Here is a 21,581-nt window from a genome sequence, read left to right on the forward strand (position 1 = left end):
AGAAATTATGAGAGTGAGTAACCTGCGCCGAAACGCAGGTCGGCATTCATTCGATGATCCATCGGCCGGATCAAGGCGCATTGGCCTCGAGCGCAACCTGGCCGAAACGCTAGTTCAGCCGGTATTCTCCGACGACGTTCCGCCATTCTCCGGGTGCGATCATCTTGCGGTGGGTAAAGCGCACCGAATGCAGCGGACCCTCGATTTCGCGCTGCCAGAACTCGATGAAATTGAACAGCTTGGGATGATCCGGCGCCAAGTCGTAATCCTGCCAGATGAACGTGTTCAGAACATGGATGTAATCCGGCATGCGATAGAAGATTTCAGCCGTTGTCAGGCCATACCCCTTCAGCATCAATTCGGTTTCGTTTTTCTCCATTCAGACCTCCAGATTTCCTCAAAGGTCCCTTCAGGGTAACATGATTCCTTTTCAATCCGTATTAAAACAATGTGTTAACCGAAAAACACCGCGGTTTCTGGCCACTTCCGGGTTGCTTGCTTGCACCCTATGTGCCGGGTCTGATAAGATGCATCCACAAGATATAGACCCAGCACAATAAACGGGCAGTTTACGTGAGCGATACGCCAGAAATCCCCGAAAACATGGATGAAACCCCGCCCGAGCGCCCGGTTTACGACGGCCCGACGGTATCCATCGAATCCGAGATGCGGACGTCCTATCTGGATTATGCGATGTCGGTCATCGTGTCCCGTGCGATCCCCGATCTGCGCGACGGCTTGAAACCGGTGCATCGGCGCATCCTCTATGCGATGCACGAGACCGGGAACACCCACGACAAAGCTTACCGCAAATCGGCCCGTCCCGTGGGCGATGTGATGGGTAAATACCACCCGCACGGTGACAGCGCGATCTATGACGCGCTGGTGCGGATGGCGCAGGATTTCTCGATGTCGCTGCCGCTGCTGGATGGTCAGGGCAACTTCGGCTCGATGGACGGCGACAACCCGGCGGCCATGCGCTACACCGAGGTCCGCATGGACAAGCCCGCCGCCGCTCTGCTGGCGGATATCGAGAAAGAGACGGTAGATTTCCAGGACAACTACGACGGCAAGGACAAGGAACCCACCGTCCTGCCCGCGCGGTTCCCCAACATGCTGGTCAACGGCGCCGGCGGCATCGCGGTGGGCATGGCCACCAACATCCCGCCGCACAACCTGGGCGAAGTGGTCGACGCGACGCTGGCGCTGATCGACGATCCGGACCTGACCAGCGAACAGCTGATCGAATACATCCCCGGCCCCGATTTCCCCACGGGCGGCGTAATGCTGGGCCGGTCTGGCGCGCGCAAGGCCTATCTGGAAGGCCGCGGCAGCGTCATCATCCGCGCCAAGACCCGCGTCGAGGAACTGCGCAAGGATCGCTATGCCATTATCGTGGACGAGATCCCCTATCAGGTGAACAAAGCCTCGATGATCGAGAAGATCGCCGAAGCCGTGCGCGAAAAGCGCATCGAAGGCGTCAGCCACGTTCAGGACGAATCCGATCGCAACGGCGTGCGGGTGGTGGTCGAGCTCAAACGCGACGCAACACCCGAGGTGGTGCTGAACCAACTGTACCGATTCACCCCGATGCAAACCTCGTTCGGCTGCAACATGCTGGCGCTGAACGGCGGCCGCCCCGAGCAACTGACCCTGCGCCGGTTCCTGACCAGCTTCATCGACTTCCGCGAAGATGTCGTTGCCCGCCGCACCGCATACGACCTGCGCAAGGCGCGGGAACGCAGCCATATCCTGTGCGGTCTGGCCGTGGCGGTCTCGAACGTGGATGAGGTTGTGGCTACGATCCGGTCCTCGGCCGATGCGGCCGAGGCGCGCGAAAAGCTGATGACCCGCCGCTGGCCCGCAGCCGAGATCGAGAGTTATCTGCGGCTGATCGACGATCCGCTGTCCAAGATGAACGACGACGGCACCTACAACCTGACCGAGGTTCAGGCCCGCGCGATCCTTGATCTGCGCCTGCAACGCCTGACCCAGATTGGTGTCAAAGAGGTGACGGACGAGCTGGAAGACCTGGCCGCCAAGATCAAGGAATACCTGGACATTCTGTCCTCGCGCGAGCGGATCATGAGCATCATCGCAGACGAACTGCGCGAGGTTCGAGAGCAGTTCGCAGTGCCGCGCCGCACTGAAATCGTCGACTGGTCCGGCGATATGGAAGACGAAGATCTGATCGAACGCGAGGACATGGTCGTGACCGTGACCTCTGGCGGCTACATCAAGCGTACGCCGCTGGCCGACTTCCGCGCGCAGAAGCGCGGCGGCAAGGGCCTGTCAGGGATGCAGACCAAGGAAGAGGACGTCGTCACCAATCTGTTCGTGGCGAACACGCATACGCAACTGCTGTTCTTCACCACCGATGGGATGGTCTACAAGCTTAAGACATGGCGCCTGCCCCAATCGGGTCGCACCGGCAAGGGCAAGGCCATCGTCAACATCCTGCCGATTCCCACCGGTGTTTCGATTGCGGCGATCATGCCGGTCGATGTGCCGGATGAAGAATGGGAAAACCTGCAGATCGTCTTCGCCACCAGCGCCGGCGACGTGCGCCGCAACGCGCTGAGCGATTTCACCAACGTCAAGCGCAACGGCAAGATTGCGATGGACCTGCCCGAGGGTGTGGAACTGGTCAATGCGCGCATCTGTTCCGAGGATGACGACGTGATGCTGGTCACCAACTCCGGCCGGGCGATCCGCTTCCCGACCACTGCCGTGCGCGTGTTCAAGGGCCGCAAGTCGACCGGTGTGCGCGGCATCAAGCTGACGAATGGCGATCGGGTCGTCTCGATGTCCGTCATTCGCCACTTCGAGGCCACGGCGGACGAGCGCGCCGCCTACCTCAAGATGCGCCGCCTGATGGCAGGCGTCACCGAAGAGACCGAAACCGACGAAGACGAAGGCAACGCAGACAGCATCCTGCCTCAGGAGCGCTATGCCGAGATGTCTGCGGCGGAAAACCTGATCCTGACCATCACGGCCGGCGGGTCGGGCAAGCTGAGTTCGTCGCATGACTACCCGGTGCGCGGCCGCGGTGGAATGGGCGTGATGGCCATGGACAAGGCGATGCGGGGCGGCGCGCTGGTGGCCTCGTTCCCCGTCGAAATCGACGACCAGATCATGCTGGCCACGTCCAAGGGGCAGTCGATCCGGGTTCCGGTCGACGGTATCTCGTTCCGGTCCCGCAGCGCGGGCGGGGTCAAGGTGTTCAACACCGGCAAAGGCGAGGAAGTCGTCAGCGTCGCCTGGATCGCAGACCAGGGTGACGAAGAAGACGATAGCGAAACGTAAGGATGGCCGCCGCAGATCGGCGGCTCTCACCTCAACGACGACGGAGCGGCTCTGCAACAGCAGCCGCTCCTTTTCGTTTCGGTGGATCTCGAAGCGTTCTTTCTGGGGTCAAGCCGGGTTTTGCGTTAGGCTCATCCAATGAGACCCGAACCCAGGCTGGACATCATCGGCGCCGCCCTCGCCGACCCAACCCGTGCACGCATCCTGTGCGAACTGATGGACGGGCGGGCGTTCACCAACAAGGAGTTGTCCTGCGCTGCCAACATAACGCCGCCAACTGCGACGGCCCATCTCAAGCAGTTGGAGCAGGCCGGCCTGACCACATCGATGCGCAGCGGCAGGCATGTCTATCACCGGATCACAAACGAACAGGTCGCATCGGCTTTGGAAAAACTGTCGACGCTAACTCCCAGCGATCATGTCCGGCGGGCCGCGAAACCGGACTCGGGAGTCCTGTTGGCCCGTTGCTGCTATAACCATCTTGCCGGGCGTCTCGGTGTCTGGATCACGGACAACCTGCTGGATACGGGTGTTCTGCAGCTGGCACATGGGGCACTGGCGCCGGGTCCGCGATATCACGCGTTTCTGACCGATCTCGACCTGAACCCACCGCGGGTCAGCACCCACCGGCCGGTCGCCAAATTCTGTCTGGATTGGACGGAGCGCCGCCATCACATCTCAGGTCCCTTGGGAATCTCGATTCTTGAAAAAGCTCTGAAAGACAAATGGTTGGCGCGCCAAAGGTCCAGTCGCGCCCTGACCATCACGCCGGACGGCAAGATCGCACTGACTCGCCATTTCGGCCTGTCGGACTCCGCGCTTGATTGACTCGAGTCGTCAGTTCGGTCGATGGCGAAGCGATAAGTCACACTTGAGACGCAAACCCGGTCATTCTGAAGTTGCTTGGTTAGGAGACTGGAATGACCCAAAAACCACAGGACACCGAACGATATCTGACAGACGAAGGTTGGCGCCTGATCGTTCAGGTTCCCGAGGACCGTGCGCAGGCGGTGGTTGATGCTGTTCTGGCGGAAGCCAACCTTGTTTATGGCGATTATGATCGCGTCACCTTCCGGTCGACGCCCGGAACTCAGAGCTTTCGGTCACTCGGGACCGGACGCAATGCCGTCACCTGCGACACGGTCGATGTTCCCTGCGTCGAAGTCTCGTTCTTTCTGAATGTGTCGGACGGCGCGCGTTCGGCCGTGCTGCGCGCAATCTACGCGGCCCATCCCTATGAAGAACCGGTGATCTTTCTGCACCCGTGTTTTCGAACGCTGCACATCCGCGGGCAGGACGTAGACAACCCGAACCGGTTCTGGAACCGGCCTCTGGAAGACTGGGTGCCTGATGCACACCGCGGCTAGATGACCCCTATCATGCCCTTGGCGGTCATCTTTCCAGGTCAAAGACCGTAGAGCGTGCCGAATTTGTCTTCGAGATAAGCCAACAACGGCTCGGGTCCGGGCTCCATGCCGCTGGCGCGGCGGATGACATCGCGTGGGGCATACAGACTGCCATGCTGCTGAACATGCTCGCGCAGCCATCCGGTTGCAGCGGCGGTATCGCCCTGTGCCAGTTGATCATCCAGGCTTGGAACTGCCGCCCGCAGAGCCTGATACAGACAGCCTGCGTACACATTGCCCAGCGAATAGGTCGGGAAGTAGCCAAACAGGCCAACCGACCAGTGCACGTCCTGTAGACACCCGTTCGACGGCTTGTCGACCGCATAGCCGAAATCGGCATGGAAGCGGTCGTTCCACGCGGCCTCGAGGTCCTGCACCTGCAGATCGCCCGACATAAGTGCGCGTTCCAAATCGAACCGCAGCATGACGTGCAGATTGTACTGAACCTCGTCCGCTTCGGTGCGGATGTATCCGTTGTGCACCCGGTTGACGGCGGCATAGAAGGTATCTTCATCCGCGATGCCGAAATCACCGAAGGTGTCCGTCATCTGCCGGAACAGCCAGCCCGTGAAGGCGCGCGAGCGGCCCAGCTGATTTTCATAGATGCGGCTCTGACTTTCATGGACACCCATCGAAACGCCCTCACCCAGCGGAGTCAGAGCGTAAGCCGGATTTATGCCCTGCTCATAGCAGGCGTGCCCGACCTCATGGATGGTCGAATAGAAACAGTTGAACGGGTCGGTTTCGCTGGTGCGGGTAGTGATCCGCACGTCATCGCCGCTGCCCGAACTGAACGGGTGCACCGCCTTGTCCACCCGACCGCGGTTAAGGTCGTAGCCAAAGGTCACGGCCAGCTTTTGCGTCAGCTTCATCTGCGCCACTTCGTCGAACGTGCCGGTCACCCCCGCCGGGGACGGCCGGTCCAGCACAGCCGCGCGCAGCGCAACCAGGCGTGGGCGCATGGCGTCGAAGATCGCACCGATCTGGGCAGCGGTCGTGTAGGGCTCGTAATCCTCGACCAGCGCGTCATAGACATCGCCGCCTTGCGCCAGAGCCGCCCCTTCCTCACGCCGCAGAGCCACGACTTCCTCCAGAACCGGAAGAAACGCGGCAACATCCTCGTCGGCGCGGGCCTGTGCCCACTTGCCCTGCGCGGCCGAGGTCACGCGGGCGATAGCCGTGGCCAGATCAGCGGGCACCTTGACCGTGCGCTCGTATGTGCGACGGATTTCGCGCAACTGCGCCTGACCGACCTCAGTGTCGGCATGGGCGTTTTCCAACCACTCGGCCACGCGCGGATCCGAACGGCGCGCATGTAGGACGGCTTCGATCGCGGCCATCTCCTCGGCGCGCTGGTTGGCGGCCCCGCGCGGCATGACAGTCTCCTGGTCCCAGCCCAGACGCCCGGCGATCTGTGCCAGTGCCGAGGTTTCCCGCTGAAAGGCCATCAGGTCGTTGAATGCAGTCATTGGGTCAAGCTCCGCGCAGCGAGGTTGCAATGGGATAAGCGGTCAGGAACCGGGCGCGCAGGATCAGGGTCCAGACGACCACGGCCATGAACTGGTGGAAGATGGCGATCTGCCAGGGCGCGCCATAGACCACGGTGAGGATGCCCACGACCACCTGCAGCGAAAGCGCCGCGAACATGGCGTTGAAGGCGAACCGAGTCTGCGGGTGGGCGCTGCTGCTGCCGCGCCGCCAGACGAAAATGGCGAAGGCGAACAGTGCATAGCCTACGCAGCGGTGGATGAACTGCACCAGTCCCGGACTTTCGAAGAAATTGCGCCACAGCGGTTCAAGCGCGGTGGCGTCCGGCGGCAGCAGTTGCCCGCCGATCAGCGGCCAGTCGGTATAGGACCGGCCGGCGTCGATGCCAGCCACCAATGCGCCGATCAAAATCTGCAGAAAGGCAAAGTGCAGCAGCCCGGTCGACAGCGAGAACAGCCGCGCCTCTTTCGCGCGGCGGGCCTGCATCAGGCCGCGTTCCTCGCGCCCCAGCATGAAGATGTACCAGGCCAGAAAGCCGAGGATCACGAACGCGAGGCCAAGATGGGTAGCCAGACGATAACTGGCAACTGCGGTCATCCCCTCGCCCTGCGTCACGCCCGAAGCCACCATCCACCAACCGACGGCGCCCTGAACGCCGCCCAGCAGTCCGGGGATCGCAAGGCGCCCGGTCCAGCCTGCGGGGATCTTGCGCAGCACCAGAAAGCCACCGAAGCCAAGCGCCCAGACAAGACCGATCACCCGGCCCAGCTGCCGGTGGCCCCATTCCCACCAGTAGATGGTCTTGAAGTCCTCCAACTCCATCCACTGGTTCATGATGCGCCACTGGTCGATCTGTTTGTACTTGTCGAACTCGGCCTGCCAGTCGGCCTCGGACATCGGCGGGATCGCCCCGGTGACCGGTCGCCATTCGGTGATCGACAGGCCGCTGTCGGTCAAACGCGTCAACCCGCCCACCGCGATCATCATGACGACAAGCGCGAACAGGATCATCAGCCAGATACGGATGGCCTTGCGCGCGCCGCCCCGGCCGCGGTCGATCATGCCTGGCTGGACCGTTTCCTGCTTTTGTTCACCCGAGACTTCTTCGAAGATGCTGCGCTTGCCGCTCATGCCGTCCTCATGTCCTTGATTTTCCCGCAAGCTAGGGCCAGTGCCCGGGAAGGTCCAGCCTCAGCCCTTGTCCTTCCAGCGGACCATCTGACGCATGATCCCGTGCAGCATCTGCACATCGGCCCGCGTCATCCGCATGCGCGACCAAAGGTTGCGCAGGTTCACCTTCATCCCTTCGGCCTTTTCCGGCGGGTAGAAGAACCCGGCCTCGTCCAGCCGCTGTTCGTAGTGTTCGACCAGTTTCTCGACCTCGATGCCGGTGGCCCAGTCGCCTTTGCCCAGATCGGTGGCCTCGTGCACCAAGTTGCCGGTCTGGCGCATCCACTCATAGGCGGTCAGCAACACGCACTGCCCCAGGTTTAGCGAGGCGTATTCGGGGTTCACCGGCACTGAGATGATCGCATTGGCCTTGGCGATGTCTTCATTCTCCAACCCGGCCCGCTCGGGCCCGAACAGCACGGCCACTTTTTCGCCCGCCGCCACTTTTTGGGCCGCGATCTGCATGGCGCGTTCGGGGCTGTAGACGGGTTTGGTCAGGCCACGCTGACGGGCGGTGGTGGCGAAAACGTATGTGCGGTCGCCCAACGCGCCGGCCAGATCGTCGAACAACTGCGCCTCGTCCAGCAGCCGCCCGGCACCACTCGACATGGCCACGGCCTTGGGGTTGGGCCAGCCGTCGCGCGGGGCGACGATGCGCATACGGTCCAGACCGAAATTCCACATCGCCCGCGCCGCGGCGCCGATGTTTTCGCCCATCTGCGGGCGGACAAGCACGAATGAGGGCTGGGGTCTGTCGATGGGCATTCTGATCTCCGAAAGTTGCGCCTGCCATACTGCCGCCGCTGGCACAGGGCAAGCCCGGCCGCCCTGCCCGATTGCAAATCACGCGGTCTGCGGGCAATAAAGTTTGCTTCGCCGCCGCAATCGGCTAAACCGCGCCAAAGACCAACCGCGAAGGATCCGCCAATGGACACCCCCGAGCAGCCTCAGATCTATCTGATCACCCCGCCGACCATCGACCCGGCCACCTTTCCCGACCGGCTGGCCCGCGTTCTGGACGGGACCGAGATCGCCTGCATCCGGCTGGCGCTGGCCGGCAGCGACGAGGACGCCATCGCCCGCGCGGCCGACGCCTGCCGCGAGGTGGCCCATGCGCGCGACGTGGCGCTGGTGATCTCGAACCATGTCCTGCTGGCGCAACGGCTGGGGCTGGACGGGGTGCATCTGGAGGATGCGGCCCGCTCGGTCCGGGCCGCGCGCAAAGAGCTGGGGGCGGATGCCATCGTCGGCAGTTTCTGCGGAACCTCGCGCCATGACGGGATGACCGCGGGCGAAGCCGGGGCCGACTATGTGGCCTTTGGGCCCGTTGGAGATGTGTCCTTGGGCAAAGGGACCCGCGCCGAGCGTGATCTGTTCCAATGGTGGTCCGAGATGATCGAGGTTCCGGTTGTCGCCGAAGGCGGCCTGACACCCGAACTGGTTGCCGAACTGGCTGAATGCACCGACTTCTTCGGTATCGGAGACGAGATCTGGACCGCAGAGGACCCGCTCAGCGCCCTGCACACGCTGATCGCGCCGATGAAAACCGGCGGTTAGGACACAACCGCCCAGTACAGCCCTAAGCCCGCCAACAACAGCGAGGCGACTGTGGAGATACGGCCGCGCAGCCTGGGCGAATCCGGCAAGAGCACGGTCAGGGTGGCGAGGATCAGGATCGCGACACCGCTCAGCGCCAACAGGATGCCAGCGGCAAAACCCAGCACCGCCGGCGCGACATGGTGCGGCGGCACACCCAGGCGCGACGATGTTTCTGACAGTGTCAGGCCAAGGACCGCACCGGTCGCCAAAAGGAACAGCACGCGCCAGACCCCCAACCGGTCGGTGACGAGGTTCCAAAGCGCCAACAAGGCGATGGCCGCCGGCACAACCGGCCACGGCAGGAACGGCCTCGCATTCAACACGTCGAACATCCCAAGCGGCAGCGTCACCAGAACGCCCAGCCCCAGCGCGGCAAGTTGAACAAGGACCGGGCGCAACTTCAGTGACAAGAAAACCAGAACCGAGGCCAGCGCCAGAAGCTGTGCTCCCGCGCCCGCGACATGCAGCAGCCCGGCCCGGAAAAAAGCCTCGGCCGCTTGCTGGGCACCCAGCCCGGCTCCGCCTGCCAAGGGAATGCGAGGACTGACCTCGCCGCCACTCAGAAACCCGGTATAGGGCGCCTCGACCCCTTGCTGGCGCAAGACCACGGGGCCGATCCCTTCGGGCCACGTCAGGCGCAGGCTGCTTACATCGGGTGGCAGAGGACCGGCCAAAAGCACTCGGGAAATTCGCGGAACGTCCGGGTTGCCGACCACCGGAATACTTGCGCCTTCATAGGACAACGCAACCGGCCCGTTCACGTCGATCTGCAAGGATTGCTTCCAATCCGTTACAAAATCGTGGACGTGTTCCTCAAGCTCGGACGAGACAAGCCGGCGCAGCTGTGCGTAACGCGCGCTCCCGCCGTCGCCGCCCTTCGCGACCTCTTGCGGATCGACCCCGGCCAGAACGGCCTCGGCGTTCAAGGCGATTTCGACCAGAAGCCGACCGTCCCGAACCTGAAAGTCAACGATTGTCCGTCCGCTCTGTTGCGCCCATGCTGGCATTGCCAAAAAAATACATGCCAGCAATGGCGCAATGATCCAGGCGCGAAACCGCAGGAAGGTCAGCAAACGGATATTGAGACCCATCCGAAAATATCCAAAAGAACCAAAAAACACTGTGTCCGAGTGTTTCGTCCTTCCAAACAATTGGCAAGCCAAATCGCCGACGTGGACCCAGCCCGCGCAGCTTCCGGCTTGCGCGCGCCCTGCGCCTGCGGCATGACGAGGAAATGACTCAGAACAGCGACATCCTGTGTATCGGATCCGTCCTGTGGGACGTGATCGGACGATCCGCCAGCCACATGCGGCAAGGGTCGGACGTGCCCGGCCGCATCACGCGCCTGCCCGGTGGCGTGGCGATGAACATCGCCATGACGCTTGTGCGCTTTGGCATGACCCCGACCCTGCTGACCGCCATCGGCAGCGACCCCGAAGGCGACGAGTTGGTCCATGCCTGCAAGCGGTTGGGCATGGACACGACCCATGTCTACCGCTCGCAGGACCTGCCCACCGACCGGTACATGGCGGTCGAAGGCGCAAACGGCCTGATCGCCGCCATCGCCGACGCCCATTCGCTGGAGGCTGCCGGCGCCAAGATCCTGCGCCCGCTGATCCATGGCCCGCTGGGCTATGAAAACACCCCGTTCGAGGGCCAGATCGCGCTGGACGGCAACCTGACTCTGGACCTTCTGGAAGAAATCGCCGTCAGCCCGGCCTTCGCCCGTGCCGACCTGCGCGTGGCCCCGGCTTCGCCCGGCAAGGCCGAACGGCTGTCGCCCTTCCTCAAGCACGGCCGGGCCACGCTGTACGTGAACCTCGAAGAAGCCGGGCTGCTGTGCCAGCGCGAGTTCGCCGATTCCGAAACCGCCGCCCGCGCTCTGCTGGACCGGGGCGCGCTGCGTGCGCTTGTTACCGACGGGGGCAACTCGGCCACCGTGGCCAGTGCCCAGGCGGTGATCACCCAGAAACCCCCGTCGGTTCTGGTCACGCGCGTGACCGGCGCAGGCGACACCTTCATGGCGGCGCATATCGCCGCCGAAGCCAATGGCGCCAGCATCGACGAGGCTCTGACCCGCGCCCTGCATGCCGCCGCAACCTATGTATCCGGAGAGACCCCCCTGTGATCGACATCCAGTATTCCGCTGAAGTGCGCGCGGCCAAGAACGACGGAACCCCCATCGTTGCCCTGGAAAGCACCATCATCACCCACGGCATGCCCTACCCGCAGAACATCGAGGTGGCGGCCCAGGTCGAGCAGGACATCCGCGACGCGGGAGCCGTTCCGGCCACCATTGCGGTGATCGACGGCCGGCTGCGTGTGGGGCTGGAACCCGATCAACTGAAGGATCTGGGACAGGCGCAGGGCGTGGCCAAGATCTCGCGCGCGGACATGGCCGCCTGTATCGCTTCGGGCGGCACCGGGGCAACGACTGTTGCCGCCACGATGATTGCGGCCCATTTCGCGGGGATCGAGGTCTTTGCCACCGGCGGCATCGGCGGGGTGCATCGCGGCGCGGAAACCAGCTTTGACATCTCGGCCGACCTGCACGAACTGGCGCAGACCCCGGTCACGGTCGTGGCCGCAGGGGCCAAGGCGATCCTCGATCTGGCCAAAACGCTCGAAGTGCTTGAGACGCTGGGCGTGCCGGTCATCGCCCATGGGCAGGATGAATTCCCGGCCTTCTGGTCGGCCAAGTCGCCCTTTGCCGCGCCCTTGCGGATGGACACGGCCGAGCAGATCGCCAAGGCCCATGCGACGCGCCGCGCGCTGGGTCTGCCCGGCGGACAACTGGTAGCCAACCCGATCCCGCTGGCCGACCAGATCCCGTCCGAGGAACTGGACCCCATCATCGCCTCGGCCCAGCAAGACGCCGAAGCGCATCGCATCACCGGCAAAGCCGTCACGCCCTATCTTCTGCAGCGCATCTACGAGCGGACCGAAGGCCGATCGCTGATCGCCAATATCGCCCTGGTGCGCAACAATGCGCGCCTTGCGGCTGGTATCGCCAAGGCTTTGAAGGCTCAGGCTGGCTGAACGTCAAACGGACCTATTGTACCAAGGCGCCGGACTGATTAACTAGTCCGGCAAACCGCTCGGAACCGCGATGAACACACCGTTTGATGAAGAACCACACCGCCGCCCCGGCCTGCTGTCGCGGCTACGCGCGTCGTTTCTGACGGGTATCGTCGTCATCGCACCGGTCTGGCTGACGCTGTGGCTGATCCTGTCGGTGGTCGGTTGGATCGACAGCGCGGTCCTGCCCCTGATCCCACACCAGTTCCGCCCCGAGCAATATGTTGGCATCAACCTGCGCGGCGTGGGCGTGCTGTTCTTCCTGATCTTCACGGTTCTGGTCGGCTGGATCGCCAAAGGTATCCTGGGCCGGTCACTGATCCATTTTGCCGAAAGCCTGGTCAACCGGATGCCCGTCGTCCGGTCGATCTATTCCGGGATCAAGCAGATCTCGGAAACCGTTTTTGCCCAGACCGAGCGGTCGTTCGAGAAAGCCTGCCTGGTGCAGTATCCTCGCCGCGGCATCTGGGCCATCGGCTTCGTCTCGACCGAGGCTAAGGGCGAAATCAACAAACGCGCCGAAACCGGCGGCGGTCTGCTGAGCGTGTTCATCCCAACCACACCGAACCCGACTTCGGGTTTTCTGCTGTTCTTCCCCGAGGAAGACGTAATCCTGTTGGACATGTCGATCGAGGATGCCGCCAAGCTGGTGATTTCGGCCGGGCTGGTCTATCCGAACCAGAAAGACCCCACGCAGCCGCCTGAGTGATCAGCCGAACATCGCGGGCAGATCAACGGAGCTTCGCGCACCCAGATCGGGTTTGTGATCGGCCAGAAACTGGTCGGCCGCGGCCCGTCCCGCCTGTTTCAGGCTGTGCAGAACCACCGGGTTGGGCACTGTCTTGGTCGCCACCGACAGGCTGTTCATCAGCGCGTCATCGGCGATCATGTGCACGAAGACCCGGCTCATTTCACCCGCCTTCAGCTTGCCCTTGGCCAACAGGCGCTGCACGAAGTTGATCGCCCGCAGCTCGCGCAGAAGGGAAGAATTGAAGCTGATCTCGTTGATCCGGTTCTGAATCTGCTGCGGGGTCTTGGGAACCTCGTCGCGCTCCAGCGGGTTGATGTTCACGATCACAACATCTTCGGTCAGGCCCGCGTTGAACAGCGGAAACAGCGCCGGGTTGCCGGTATAGCCGCCATCCCAATAGGCTTCGGTCCGGTCGGTTTCGGGGTCGTGGATTTCAACCGCCTGGAACAGGTTCGGCAGGCAGGCCGAGGCGAGAATCGCGTCAGTCGTCACCTCATCGCCCGTGAAAACACGGATCTTGCCGCTGCGCACACAGGTGGCGCAGACGAACAGGCGTGGCCCCTGATCGGCGCAGACCTCGCCAAAATCAAACGCCTCGACCACCGGGGCCAGCGGATTGCGGTAGAACGGTCCATAGGCATAGGGCGACACCATCCGCGACCAGGTATCAGCCACCGAGAACGGCAAGGAATACTCCATCGCCTGCGCGATCTGAGCGGGCTCCATCCCGGCCAGCCAGTTGGCGATGCGCATGTCGCCCACCGCGCCCATCCTCTCCCACAGGGCGTTCAGGGTCTCGCGCGCGCCATCGCGACCGGCATGAACCATGCCGGCCTTGAACGCGGCTCCGTTCAGCGCCCCGGCCGAGGTTCCGGTAATCGCCGCAACCTCAATGTCTTCGTCGTCCAGCAGACGGTCCAGCACGCCCCAAGTGAATGCGCCATGCGCGCCGCCGCCCTGCAGGGCAAGATTGATACGCTTTACCATATCGGCCAGCCCCGGCACGCGCCGCGGATCACAACGCGGTCCAGCCGCCGTCGACCGAGATCGTGGTGCCGGTGATCTGGGCCGCGGCGTCCGAGCACAGGAACACGGTGGTTCCACCCAGCTGTTCGACGGTCGCGAACTCTTTCGAGGGTTGCCGTTCGAGCATGACGTTCTTGATCACGTCCTCGCGGCTCATGTTGTATTCCTTCATCGTGTCGGGGATCTGCGCCTCGACCAGCGGCGTCAGCACATAGCCCGGACAGATGGCGTTGCAGGTGATCGGCTCCTGCGCGGTTTCCAGCGCAACGGTCTTGGTCATGCCGACAACCCCGTGCTTGGCCGCCACATAAGCCGCCTTGTAGGGCGATGCAGTCAACCCATGCGCCGAGGCAATGTTGACGATCCGCCCCCACTCGGCCTTGCGCATCATCGGAAGCGCCGCCGCCATCGTGTGAAAGGCCGAGTTCATGTTGATGGCGATGATCGCGTCCCATTTCTCGACCGGGAACTGGTCGATCGGCGCGACGTGCTGAATGCCTGCATTGTTGACCAGGATATCGCAGGCTCCGGCCTGTTCGATCAGCGCCCGGCATTCCTCGCCCTTGGACATGTCGGCCTTGATGTAGCGCGCGTTGGTTCCGGTCTCCTTGCTGATCTCGGCCGCCAGCGCGTGATCTTCATCGCGGTCGGTGAACGAGTTCAGAACCACGTCGGCCCCCGCCTTGGCCAATTCGCGCGCAATGCCCAACCCGATGCCCGAGTTCGATCCGGTGATGATTGCTGTTTTTCCCGACAGGTTCATTTTGGGTCTCCCACAGACTCATGATTTGGAGACACAGTGCCATGCTGCACCTGCAAAATAAACGGGGAAAGACCCGGTTGCGGATACGGTCAATTTATGGGCGGGAAGTTCGGAGCTCGAGGCAGAAAAAAACGCCCGCACGAAGCGGGCGTTAAGTTATTGAGGCAGGTTTCATACAGGCAAGAAACCTATCGAGCAGTGGAACCTTTATAAGCAATTCCGCGCCGTCATCCAAGCTAAAAGTTTGATAATAAGAAAAATCATCGGTACGGTGAATCCCAACAAAATAAGGCCAGAGCAGGATTGTTTCCAAAATGAGCCCCGATATTCTCCGTCCCATCCGCCCGTTGATCGCGGGAATCGCTGCCTCGGTTGTCGCCACGTTAGCGCAAGCAGAATCGACCCATGGCATAGCTATGTATGGAGACCCGGCCCTACCACCGGATTTTGTGTCGCTGCCTTATGCCAACCCCGACGCGCCCAAGGGCGGCAAGGTCGTGTTCGGCAATACCGGCGGCTATAACAGTCTCAACCCGTTTGTGCAAAAAGGCACCGCCCCTTGGCAGCTGAGATTTTGGACCCACGAGGGGTTGATGGGCCGTTCGTGGGACGAACCTTTCACTCTTTACGGGCTTTTGGCCGAATCAATCGACACCGCGCCGGACCGATCCTGGGTCGAATTCACCCTGCGTGAGACTGCCCGATTCTCTGACGGATCGCCGGTCACGGTAGACGATGTGATCTGGTCTTACGAAACCCTCGGAACGCAGGGGCATCTGCGCTATCGCGGTTTGTGGTCCAAGATCGACAGCATTCAGCAGACCGGACCACGCTCGGTCCGGATCATCTTCAACGAGCCAGACCGCGAGCTGGCCCTGATCGCAGGGCTGCGGCCGATCCTCAAGAAGGCCCAATGGGAGGGCAAGGATTTCGCCGAGGCAGCGCTGCAAGATGTCCCGATCGGCACCGGCCCCTATGTCATCGATGACTACGAGGCCGGGCGTTTCGTGAACCTCAAACGCAATCCGGATTATTGGGGCAACGATGTCCCGTTCCGCCGGGGTACCATGAATTTCGACGAGATGCGGTTGGAGTTCTACGGCGACCAGACGGTTCTGTTCGAGGCCTTCAAGGCCGGCGCGCTTTCGGCCGTCCGCGAGTTCAACGCCGACAAATGGGCCACACAATACGATTTCCCGGCCGTTCAGCGCGGCGATGTCATCAAAACCGAGATCCCGCATAAAAAGCCCTCGGGCATGACAGGTCTGGTCATGAACACGCGCAAAGCGCCTTTTGACGATTGGCGCGTGCGCGAGGCGCTGACGCTTGCGTTCAATTTTGAGTTCATCAACGGCACGATCACTGGCGGTGCTCAGCCTCGGATCACCTCGTATTTCTCGGGGTCTGAACTGGCGATGCAACCCGGACCGGCAACCGGCCGGGTGGCTGAGATGTTGCAGCCCTACGCGGCTGATCTGCCTCCGGGAACTCTGGAAGGGTATGTTCTGCCCGAAGGCGACGACTCGGTTCGCAACCGAAAGGACATCCGCAAGGCGGCAGATCTGCTGGAGCAAGCCGGATGGACAATCCAGGACGGCGTGTTGAAGAACGCAGCGGGAGAGCCGCTCAAGATAACCCTGGTCATCAGTCAGGGAAGCTTGAATGTGGTTCAGAACGTGGATGCGATTGCCGAGATGTATGCCCGCGCGCTGGAACGGCTGGGGATCGAGCTGACCGTCGACAAGGTGGATGACGCACAATACACCCAGCGAGTGTCCGAGCTGGATTTCGACATGACCCCGTTCCGCCGCGCACTGTCGTTGTCGCCGGGCAACGAACAACGCCTCTACTGGGGCAGCGAAGGCGCGGATGCTTCAGGGACACGCAACCTGATGGGGGTCACCTCTCCGGCAGTGGATGGGCTGATCGATGCGATGCTGGCCTCGGAAAGCCGTGAGGATTTCGTGGCCGCCACCCGCGCGCTTGACAGGGTTCTGACCGCCGGACGGTTTGTCATTCCAATCTGGAGCTTTGATGTTGGCCGCATCGCCCATGTGAAGGAAATGAAGCATCCTCAGATCTTGCCAATCTACGGCGACGGGCCGCAGTTCATGCCCGACGTCTGGTGGTACGAGGAGTAGCAGGCAACCGGCAGGGGCTTGTGCCCCGGCCCATTTCAAGTGATGCACTTAGCTCGGATCGGACGCCGCGCGGGCGTCGGCAATTTTCGGCACATGTGACCAAACACCAAAAGGCGATCAAACAAATCCGCTGGCCGCTATTTCTAGAGCATTTGACTACTTTTTGCGGGTGGAACGCTTGTTACCACGATATCTCGCAATCCAAGTGAGGATCGACGCAACGGACACCTGCACCGAAAACAGATTTCTTAGATAGAACAAAGCCCTGTATTCGGCGCAGTCCAGAGTGCGAGCATTTGAACGATCGCCAAAACCGACAGTGAGTGGGAAAACGGGCCGAGCACGGCGTGAAAAACCGCTTTGATTTTCCAGCGCCCTGACCTGCGACATTTTGTCATGTCTTCGCGCGGGCTGCGCGCTCCGTACGCTGGTCTGGGGAAGAGCAGTCCTGAAACCCGAACCACGGAAGGCTCGCAGATGTTGAACTGGGCTGATTTGACACAAGACTGGAGCGCGTCCTACGCACGTGCCAAGCACCGTTTTCCGAACCTGCGCGATCAGGATATGGCGCGCGTGAGGACGGACAGGAAACGCTTTGAGGCCTATCTGGCCGAGCGGCACCACCTGACGGTGAACGAGGCCCATGAAGAGGTCGAGGATTTCCTTTACACCGAAGGCCTGAACCGCGAGCTAGCCCGGCGTTAGGCCAGCGACGTGACCCACAGGATGGTCGCGTCCTCATCGCTTACCGAGATCACGTTGTGCCCCATGCTGCCGTCGTAGTAGGCGCTGTCGCCCCGACGCATCTCAACCGGTTCATAAAATTCGGTGTACAGGCGGATCACGCCGGTCAGCACATACAGGAATTCTTCGCCATCGTGACGCACCCAGCCGTCGAACTCGTCCATTGACCGGGCGCGCACACGGGCCCGATAGGGCAGCATCTGCTTCTTGGTCAGCGTTTCGGCCAGCAACTCGTGCTCGTAGGTCGTGGTGGCGTGCGCGGTGCCTTCACCCATCTTGGTCACTGCCATGCGACCGATAACCTGATCCCGCTCGGGCGGGGTGAACAGCTGCGGTACAGAGATTTCGAGACCGATCGCCAGCTTCTTGAGCGCATCATAGGTCGGCGACATTTGGCCATTCTCGATCTTGCTAAGCGTGGACCGGGCCAACCCGGCCTGGTTCGCCGCCTGCTCGAGGGTCCATTTCCGTGCCTTGCGCAGTTCACGCACTCGGGCACCCAGATCCACCGGCTCCAGCTCGGTGCGGGAACCGTTGTCGCGGGCGATGCGTACGATGGATTTGTGGTCTTTGCTCGTCATGCGTCATTCTATAGGGCCAGCGCCGAGCGCTTGCAACGCATGACAAACGGCAATAGCCAAGGCGCATGTTGTCGATTTTCGATCAGGGGCCGCCGACGCCCTGCCCCGCGCCGTTCAACCTGGCCGCCCATGTGCTGCGCCGCGCCGATGCCACGCCCGACAAGGTGGCCCTGTCCGTGCTGCGCCCTGACGGTTCGAACGACTGGACCTTTGCGAAGTTGAAATCTGCAGTTCTGGGCACAGGAACCGGGCTGCTGCGTGCAGGCCTCGTGCCCGGAAACATCGTGCTGATGCGTCTGGGCAATACGGTCGATTTTCCCATCGCCTATCTTGGGGCAATCGCGGTCGGGCTGGTCCCGGTGCCCACCTCCTCGCAACTGACCGAGCCGGAAACGGAGCGGATGATCCGGGAACTGTCTCCAGCCGCCATTCTGCGCGATCCGTCCGTGGCCTGTGCCGCGCACCCCAACCAGATCTGCCTGGCCGACCTTGCCGCCATGCGCAACCTGCCGCCCGCGGCGTTCGACATGGGCGATCCGGAACGCATGGCCTATGTCGTCTATACCTCGGGCACCTCGGGCAAACCACGCGCCGTGGCCCATGCGCATCGCGCGATCTGGGCGCGGCAGATGATGGTCGATGGCTGGTACGGTCTGCGCGAGGCCGACCGCCTGTGCCACGCGGGCGCGTTCAACTGGACCTACACGCTGGGCACCGGCTTGATGGACCCGTGGACCATCGGTGCCACCGCGCTGATCCCCGAACCCGGAACCGACCCGGCAGCCCTGCCTGAGTTGCTGCGCCGCCACCGCGCCTCGATCTTTGCGGCCGCCCCCGGTGTCTACCGCAAGATGCTGAATGCGGCGGACACGCTGTCCTTGCCCGATCTGCGCCACGGCCTGAGCGCCGGTGAGAAACTGTCGCGCGCCTTGCACGAACGCTGGGTTCAGGCCACCGGGACCGAGCTGTACGAGGCCTATGGAATGTCGGAATGTTCGACCTTCATCTCATCCAGCCCATCCCACCCCGCGCGCGGAGACTCTCTGGGCCAGCCGCAACCGGGGCGCCGCGTGGCGATCCTGGGGCCTGACGGGCCGGTTCCGCAGGGGCAGGAAGGCACCATCGCCATTCACCGCTCGGACCCGGGGCTGATGCTGACCTATCTCAACGCCCCGGACGAGGCCCGCGCGCGCATGCAGGGCGACTGGTTCCTGACCGGCGATCAGGGGGCGATGGCCGTGGATGGGCAGATCACCTATCTGGGGCGCGACGACGACATGATGAACGCCGGCGGCTATCGCGTGTCCCCGGTCGAGGTCGAATCCGTCCTGTCGCGCTTTCCCGGAATCTCTCAGGTCGGCGCGGCGGCGGTCGAGGTCAAACCGGACACTTTCGTGATCGCAGCCTTCTATTCCGGGCCGGAAAAACTGGACGAAACCGCCCTGCGCGCTTATGTCGAGGCCAACCTGGCGCGCTACAAGCAACCCCGCGCCTTCATCCATCTTCCCGAACTGCCCACCGGGGGCAACGGAAAACTCCTGCGCCGCGCATTGCCGGCCTATTTCAAGGCACCCGAAGAATGACCCAGACCGTCAAGCTTGATATCCTGTCCGACCCGATCTGCCCGTGGTGCTATATCGGCAAGACCAACCTGGACAAGGCGCTGGCCTCGGTCCCGGACCATCCCTTCGTGATCGAATGGCATCCGTTCCAGCTGAACCCCGACATGCCCGAAGGCGGCATGGACCGGCGCGAATACCTGGAACGCAAATTCGGTGGCAAGGAGGGTGCGGTTCGCGCCTATGCGCCGGTGGTGGAGCATGCCGAAAAGGCCGGCCTGAACATCGATTTCGAGGCCATGAAACGCACCCCGAACACGCTGGACGCCCATCGCCTGATCCATTGGGCAGGGATCGAGGGCAAGCAGAACCAGGTGGTGGATGCGCTGTTCACTGCGTATTTCGTGCAGGGCCGCGACATCGGCGACCACGAGGTTTTGGCCGACATCGCCGACAGCGTGGGCATGGACGCCGCAGTTGTTCTGAAGCTGCTGAAATCCGACGCCGACCGGGACGACATTCGTCAGCGGGATACGCACTCGCGTGAGATGGGCGTAAACTCGGTCCCCACCTTCATCGTCGCCAACCAGCACGCGGTCCCTGGGGCGCAACCACCGGAATTGTGGGCGCAAGTGATCGGCGAAATCATGTCTCAGCTTGAGCCTTCCTCTGCAGAATAGCACAGAGTTCTGTGCGCGATTGCACCTAGCCCACCTTGCCCCGTCGTGTTAGCGCGTTGGGGCAAGGAGTCCCCGCATGGCTGACCGTATTTCCAAGGCCGAATTCATCGCGCTGATCGCGATGATGTTTGCCACCATCGCATTTTCGATTGATTCAATGCTGCCTGCCCTGCCCGAGATCGGCGCGCAGCTCAGCCCTGATGACGTGAACCGGGCGCAGTTGATCCTGACCAGCTTTGTTCTGGGAATGGGGATCGGCACATTCTTCACCGGCCCGATCTCGGATGCGGTCGGACGCAGGCCGGTGATCTTTGCCGGAGCAGCAGTCTATATTCTGGCATCGGCCGTGGCCTGGGCCAGTTCGTCGCTCGAGTTGGTTCTGGCCGCCCGGGTGGTTCAGGGGCTGGGGGCCGCCGGGCCCCGCGTGGTCGCCATGGCGATCATCCGCGATCTGTTCTCGGGCCGGGAAATGGCGCGGATCGTGTCCATCGCAATGATGATCTTCACCCTGGTGCCCGCCATCGCGCCGATGGCCGGAGCCGCCGTGATTGCCTTCGCCGGTTGGCGCGGTGTGTTCATGTCGTTCATCCTGTTTGCGCTGGTGATCATTGTCTGGATGGGGTTCCGACTGCCGGAGTCCCTCGCGCCGGAAAACCGCCGCCCGTTCCGCCTGCCGCTGATGGTCGGTGCGGTGAAAGAGATGTTTGCCCACCCCACCGTGCGCCTGTCGATCTTTGTCCAGACCCTGTGCATGGGCATGCTGTTCACCATGCTGACCATGGTGCAGCCGATCTATGATGTGATCCACGACCGCGCCGACAGCTTCCCCTTCTGGTTCGGATTCGTGGCGCTGATGTCCGGCTCGGCCAGCTTGTTGAACGCTGCCGTCGTGGTGCGCGTGGGGATGCGCCGTATGGTGACCTGGGCGCTGGCCGGACAGATCCTGATCACCTCGCTGGTGATTGCCCTGAACATGTCGAACCTGTCGCCGCAGGCCTCGTTTGCGCTGTTCGTGTTCTGGCAGACCACGGTCTTTTTCATGGCCGGCGTCACCATGGGTAACCTGAATGCCATCGCGATGGAGCCGATGGGCCATATCGCCGGCATGGCGGCCTCGGTCATCGGGTCGATCTCGACCGTGCTGGCCGCCGCGATCGCCGCGCCGGTGGGGCTGCTGTTCGACGGCACGCTGGGGCCGCTGACCATCGGCATCCTGACCATGTGCGCGCTGGCCTTCGGGCTGATGGTCCACATGGGCCGGATCGAAGACCGCGTTCCCGCCTGACCTG

20 protein-coding genes are annotated in these 21,581 nt (G+C 62.5%); 12 read left to right on the forward strand and 8 right to left on the reverse strand.

Annotation, left to right across the window (positions count from 1 at the left end):
* Positions 1-109: 109 nt before the first annotated feature.
* Positions 110-379: an usg protein gene (locus tag ACR0NY_RS03350; protein ID WP_093962206.1), complete on the reverse strand. Its 270-nt coding sequence runs from the start codon at positions 377-379 to the stop codon at positions 110-112.
* 224 nt (positions 380-603) lie between these two features.
* Between ACR0NY_RS03350 and gyrA the strand changes: the two genes are divergently transcribed.
* The 3 genes from gyrA to ACR0NY_RS03365 all read left to right on the forward strand — a co-directional run bounded on the left by gyrA (position 604) and on the right by ACR0NY_RS03365 (position 4,673).
* Positions 604-3,306 (forward strand): DNA gyrase subunit A, encoded by a 2,703-nt coding sequence (gyrA, locus tag ACR0NY_RS03355; RefSeq protein ID WP_170368916.1) that lies wholly within the window; start codon positions 604-606, stop codon positions 3,304-3,306.
* Positions 3,307-3,444: 138 nt separating this feature from the next.
* Positions 3,445-4,134, forward strand: a complete 690-nt coding sequence (locus ACR0NY_RS03360; RefSeq protein WP_170368536.1) for an ArsR/SmtB family transcription factor — start codon at positions 3,445-3,447, stop codon at positions 4,132-4,134.
* Positions 4,135-4,226: 92 nt separating this feature from the next.
* Positions 4,227-4,673: a YqfO family protein gene (locus ACR0NY_RS03365; protein WP_170368537.1), complete on the forward strand. Its 447-nt coding sequence runs from the start codon at positions 4,227-4,229 to the stop codon at positions 4,671-4,673.
* Between the two features lie 38 nt (positions 4,674-4,711).
* Here ACR0NY_RS03365 and ACR0NY_RS03370 read toward each other — a convergent pair whose 3' ends face one another.
* From ACR0NY_RS03370 to ACR0NY_RS03380, 3 genes are read right to left on the reverse strand one after another with little or no spacing between them, the layout of a single operon-like run.
* Complete coding sequence (locus ACR0NY_RS03370) at positions 4,712-6,181, reverse strand: carboxypeptidase M32 (protein ID WP_170368538.1); 1,470 nt, start codon at positions 6,179-6,181, stop codon at positions 4,712-4,714.
* A gap of 4 nt (positions 6,182-6,185) precedes the next feature.
* On the reverse strand, positions 6,186-7,331 hold the full coding sequence (gene ctaA, locus ACR0NY_RS03375; protein ID WP_170368539.1) for a heme A synthase: 1,146 nt from the start codon (positions 7,329-7,331) through the stop codon (positions 6,186-6,188).
* A gap of 60 nt (positions 7,332-7,391) precedes the next feature.
* Positions 7,392-8,135 (reverse strand): RNA methyltransferase, encoded by a 744-nt coding sequence (locus ACR0NY_RS03380; protein ID WP_170338408.1) that lies wholly within the window; start codon positions 8,133-8,135, stop codon positions 7,392-7,394.
* Positions 8,136-8,297: 162 nt separating this feature from the next.
* Here ACR0NY_RS03380 and ACR0NY_RS03385 point away from each other — a divergent pair, with 162 nt between their 5' ends.
* Positions 8,298-8,927, forward strand: a complete 630-nt coding sequence (locus tag ACR0NY_RS03385; protein ID WP_170338406.1) for a thiamine phosphate synthase — start codon at positions 8,298-8,300, stop codon at positions 8,925-8,927.
* Here ACR0NY_RS03385 and ACR0NY_RS03390 read toward each other — a convergent pair.
* Entirely contained in the window at positions 8,924-10,060 is a 1,137-nt protein-coding gene (locus tag ACR0NY_RS03390; protein ID WP_170368540.1) for a HupE/UreJ family protein, read from the reverse strand. The two genes, ACR0NY_RS03385 and ACR0NY_RS03390, sit on opposite strands and share 4 nt — an antisense overlap.
* A 143-nt stretch (positions 10,061-10,203) precedes the next feature.
* On the opposite strand from ACR0NY_RS03390, the gene ACR0NY_RS03395 reads away from it, so the two are divergent.
* From ACR0NY_RS03395 to ACR0NY_RS03405, 3 genes are all read left to right on the forward strand, one after another.
* Positions 10,204-11,097, forward strand: a complete 894-nt coding sequence (locus ACR0NY_RS03395) for a PfkB family carbohydrate kinase (RefSeq protein WP_093962215.1) — start codon at positions 10,204-10,206, stop codon at positions 11,095-11,097.
* A complete protein-coding gene (locus ACR0NY_RS03400) occupies positions 11,094-12,008 on the forward strand; it encodes a pseudouridine-5'-phosphate glycosidase (RefSeq protein WP_170368541.1) in 915 nt (304 codons plus the stop codon). The genes ACR0NY_RS03395 and ACR0NY_RS03400 overlap by 4 nt, the downstream gene beginning before the upstream one ends.
* Positions 12,009-12,078: 70 nt before the next feature.
* Positions 12,079-12,756, forward strand: a complete 678-nt coding sequence (locus tag ACR0NY_RS03405; protein WP_093962217.1) for a DUF502 domain-containing protein — start codon at positions 12,079-12,081, stop codon at positions 12,754-12,756.
* On the opposite strand, the gene ACR0NY_RS03410 is transcribed toward ACR0NY_RS03405, so the two are convergent.
* On the reverse strand, positions 12,757-13,785 hold the full coding sequence (locus ACR0NY_RS03410) for a patatin-like phospholipase family protein (protein ID WP_170368542.1): 1,029 nt from the start codon (positions 13,783-13,785) through the stop codon (positions 12,757-12,759).
* A gap of 28 nt (positions 13,786-13,813) precedes the next feature.
* The gene (locus tag ACR0NY_RS03415; protein WP_170338398.1) at positions 13,814-14,587 is read right to left on the reverse strand and encodes a 3-hydroxybutyrate dehydrogenase; all 774 of its coding nucleotides are present in this window, start codon (positions 14,585-14,587) and stop codon (positions 13,814-13,816) included.
* Positions 14,588-14,901: 314 nt separating this feature from the next.
* Between ACR0NY_RS03415 and ACR0NY_RS03420 the strand changes: the two genes are divergently transcribed.
* Positions 14,902-16,728, forward strand: coding sequence for an extracellular solute-binding protein (locus tag ACR0NY_RS03420; RefSeq protein WP_170368543.1), 1,827 nt, complete (start codon positions 14,902-14,904; stop codon positions 16,726-16,728).
* A gap of 477 nt (positions 16,729-17,205) precedes the next feature.
* Complete coding sequence (locus tag ACR0NY_RS03425) at positions 17,206-17,433, forward strand: hypothetical protein (protein WP_170368544.1); 228 nt, start codon at positions 17,206-17,208, stop codon at positions 17,431-17,433.
* Here ACR0NY_RS03425 and ACR0NY_RS03430 read toward each other — a convergent pair.
* Complete coding sequence (locus ACR0NY_RS03430) at positions 17,430-18,053, reverse strand: helix-turn-helix domain-containing protein (RefSeq protein ID WP_093962221.1); 624 nt, start codon at positions 18,051-18,053, stop codon at positions 17,430-17,432. The two genes, ACR0NY_RS03425 and ACR0NY_RS03430, sit on opposite strands and share 4 nt — an antisense overlap.
* 65 nt (positions 18,054-18,118) lie before the next feature.
* Here ACR0NY_RS03430 and ACR0NY_RS03435 point away from each other — a divergent pair, with 65 nt between their 5' ends.
* From ACR0NY_RS03435 to ACR0NY_RS03445, 3 genes are all read left to right on the forward strand, one after another.
* Entirely contained in the window at positions 18,119-19,636 is a 1,518-nt protein-coding gene (locus tag ACR0NY_RS03435; protein ID WP_170368545.1) for a class I adenylate-forming enzyme family protein, read from the forward strand.
* On the forward strand, positions 19,633-20,292 hold the full coding sequence (locus ACR0NY_RS03440; protein WP_170338392.1) for a DsbA family oxidoreductase: 660 nt from the start codon (positions 19,633-19,635) through the stop codon (positions 20,290-20,292). Before ACR0NY_RS03435 ends, ACR0NY_RS03440 begins: the two co-directional genes overlap by 4 nt.
* Positions 20,293-20,368: 76 nt before the next feature.
* A complete protein-coding gene (locus tag ACR0NY_RS03445) occupies positions 20,369-21,577 on the forward strand; it encodes a multidrug effflux MFS transporter (RefSeq protein ID WP_170368546.1) in 1,209 nt (402 codons plus the stop codon).
* Positions 21,578-21,581 lie beyond the last annotated feature (4 nt).

This window comes from Ruegeria sp. BJ5 (assembly GCF_056537865.1).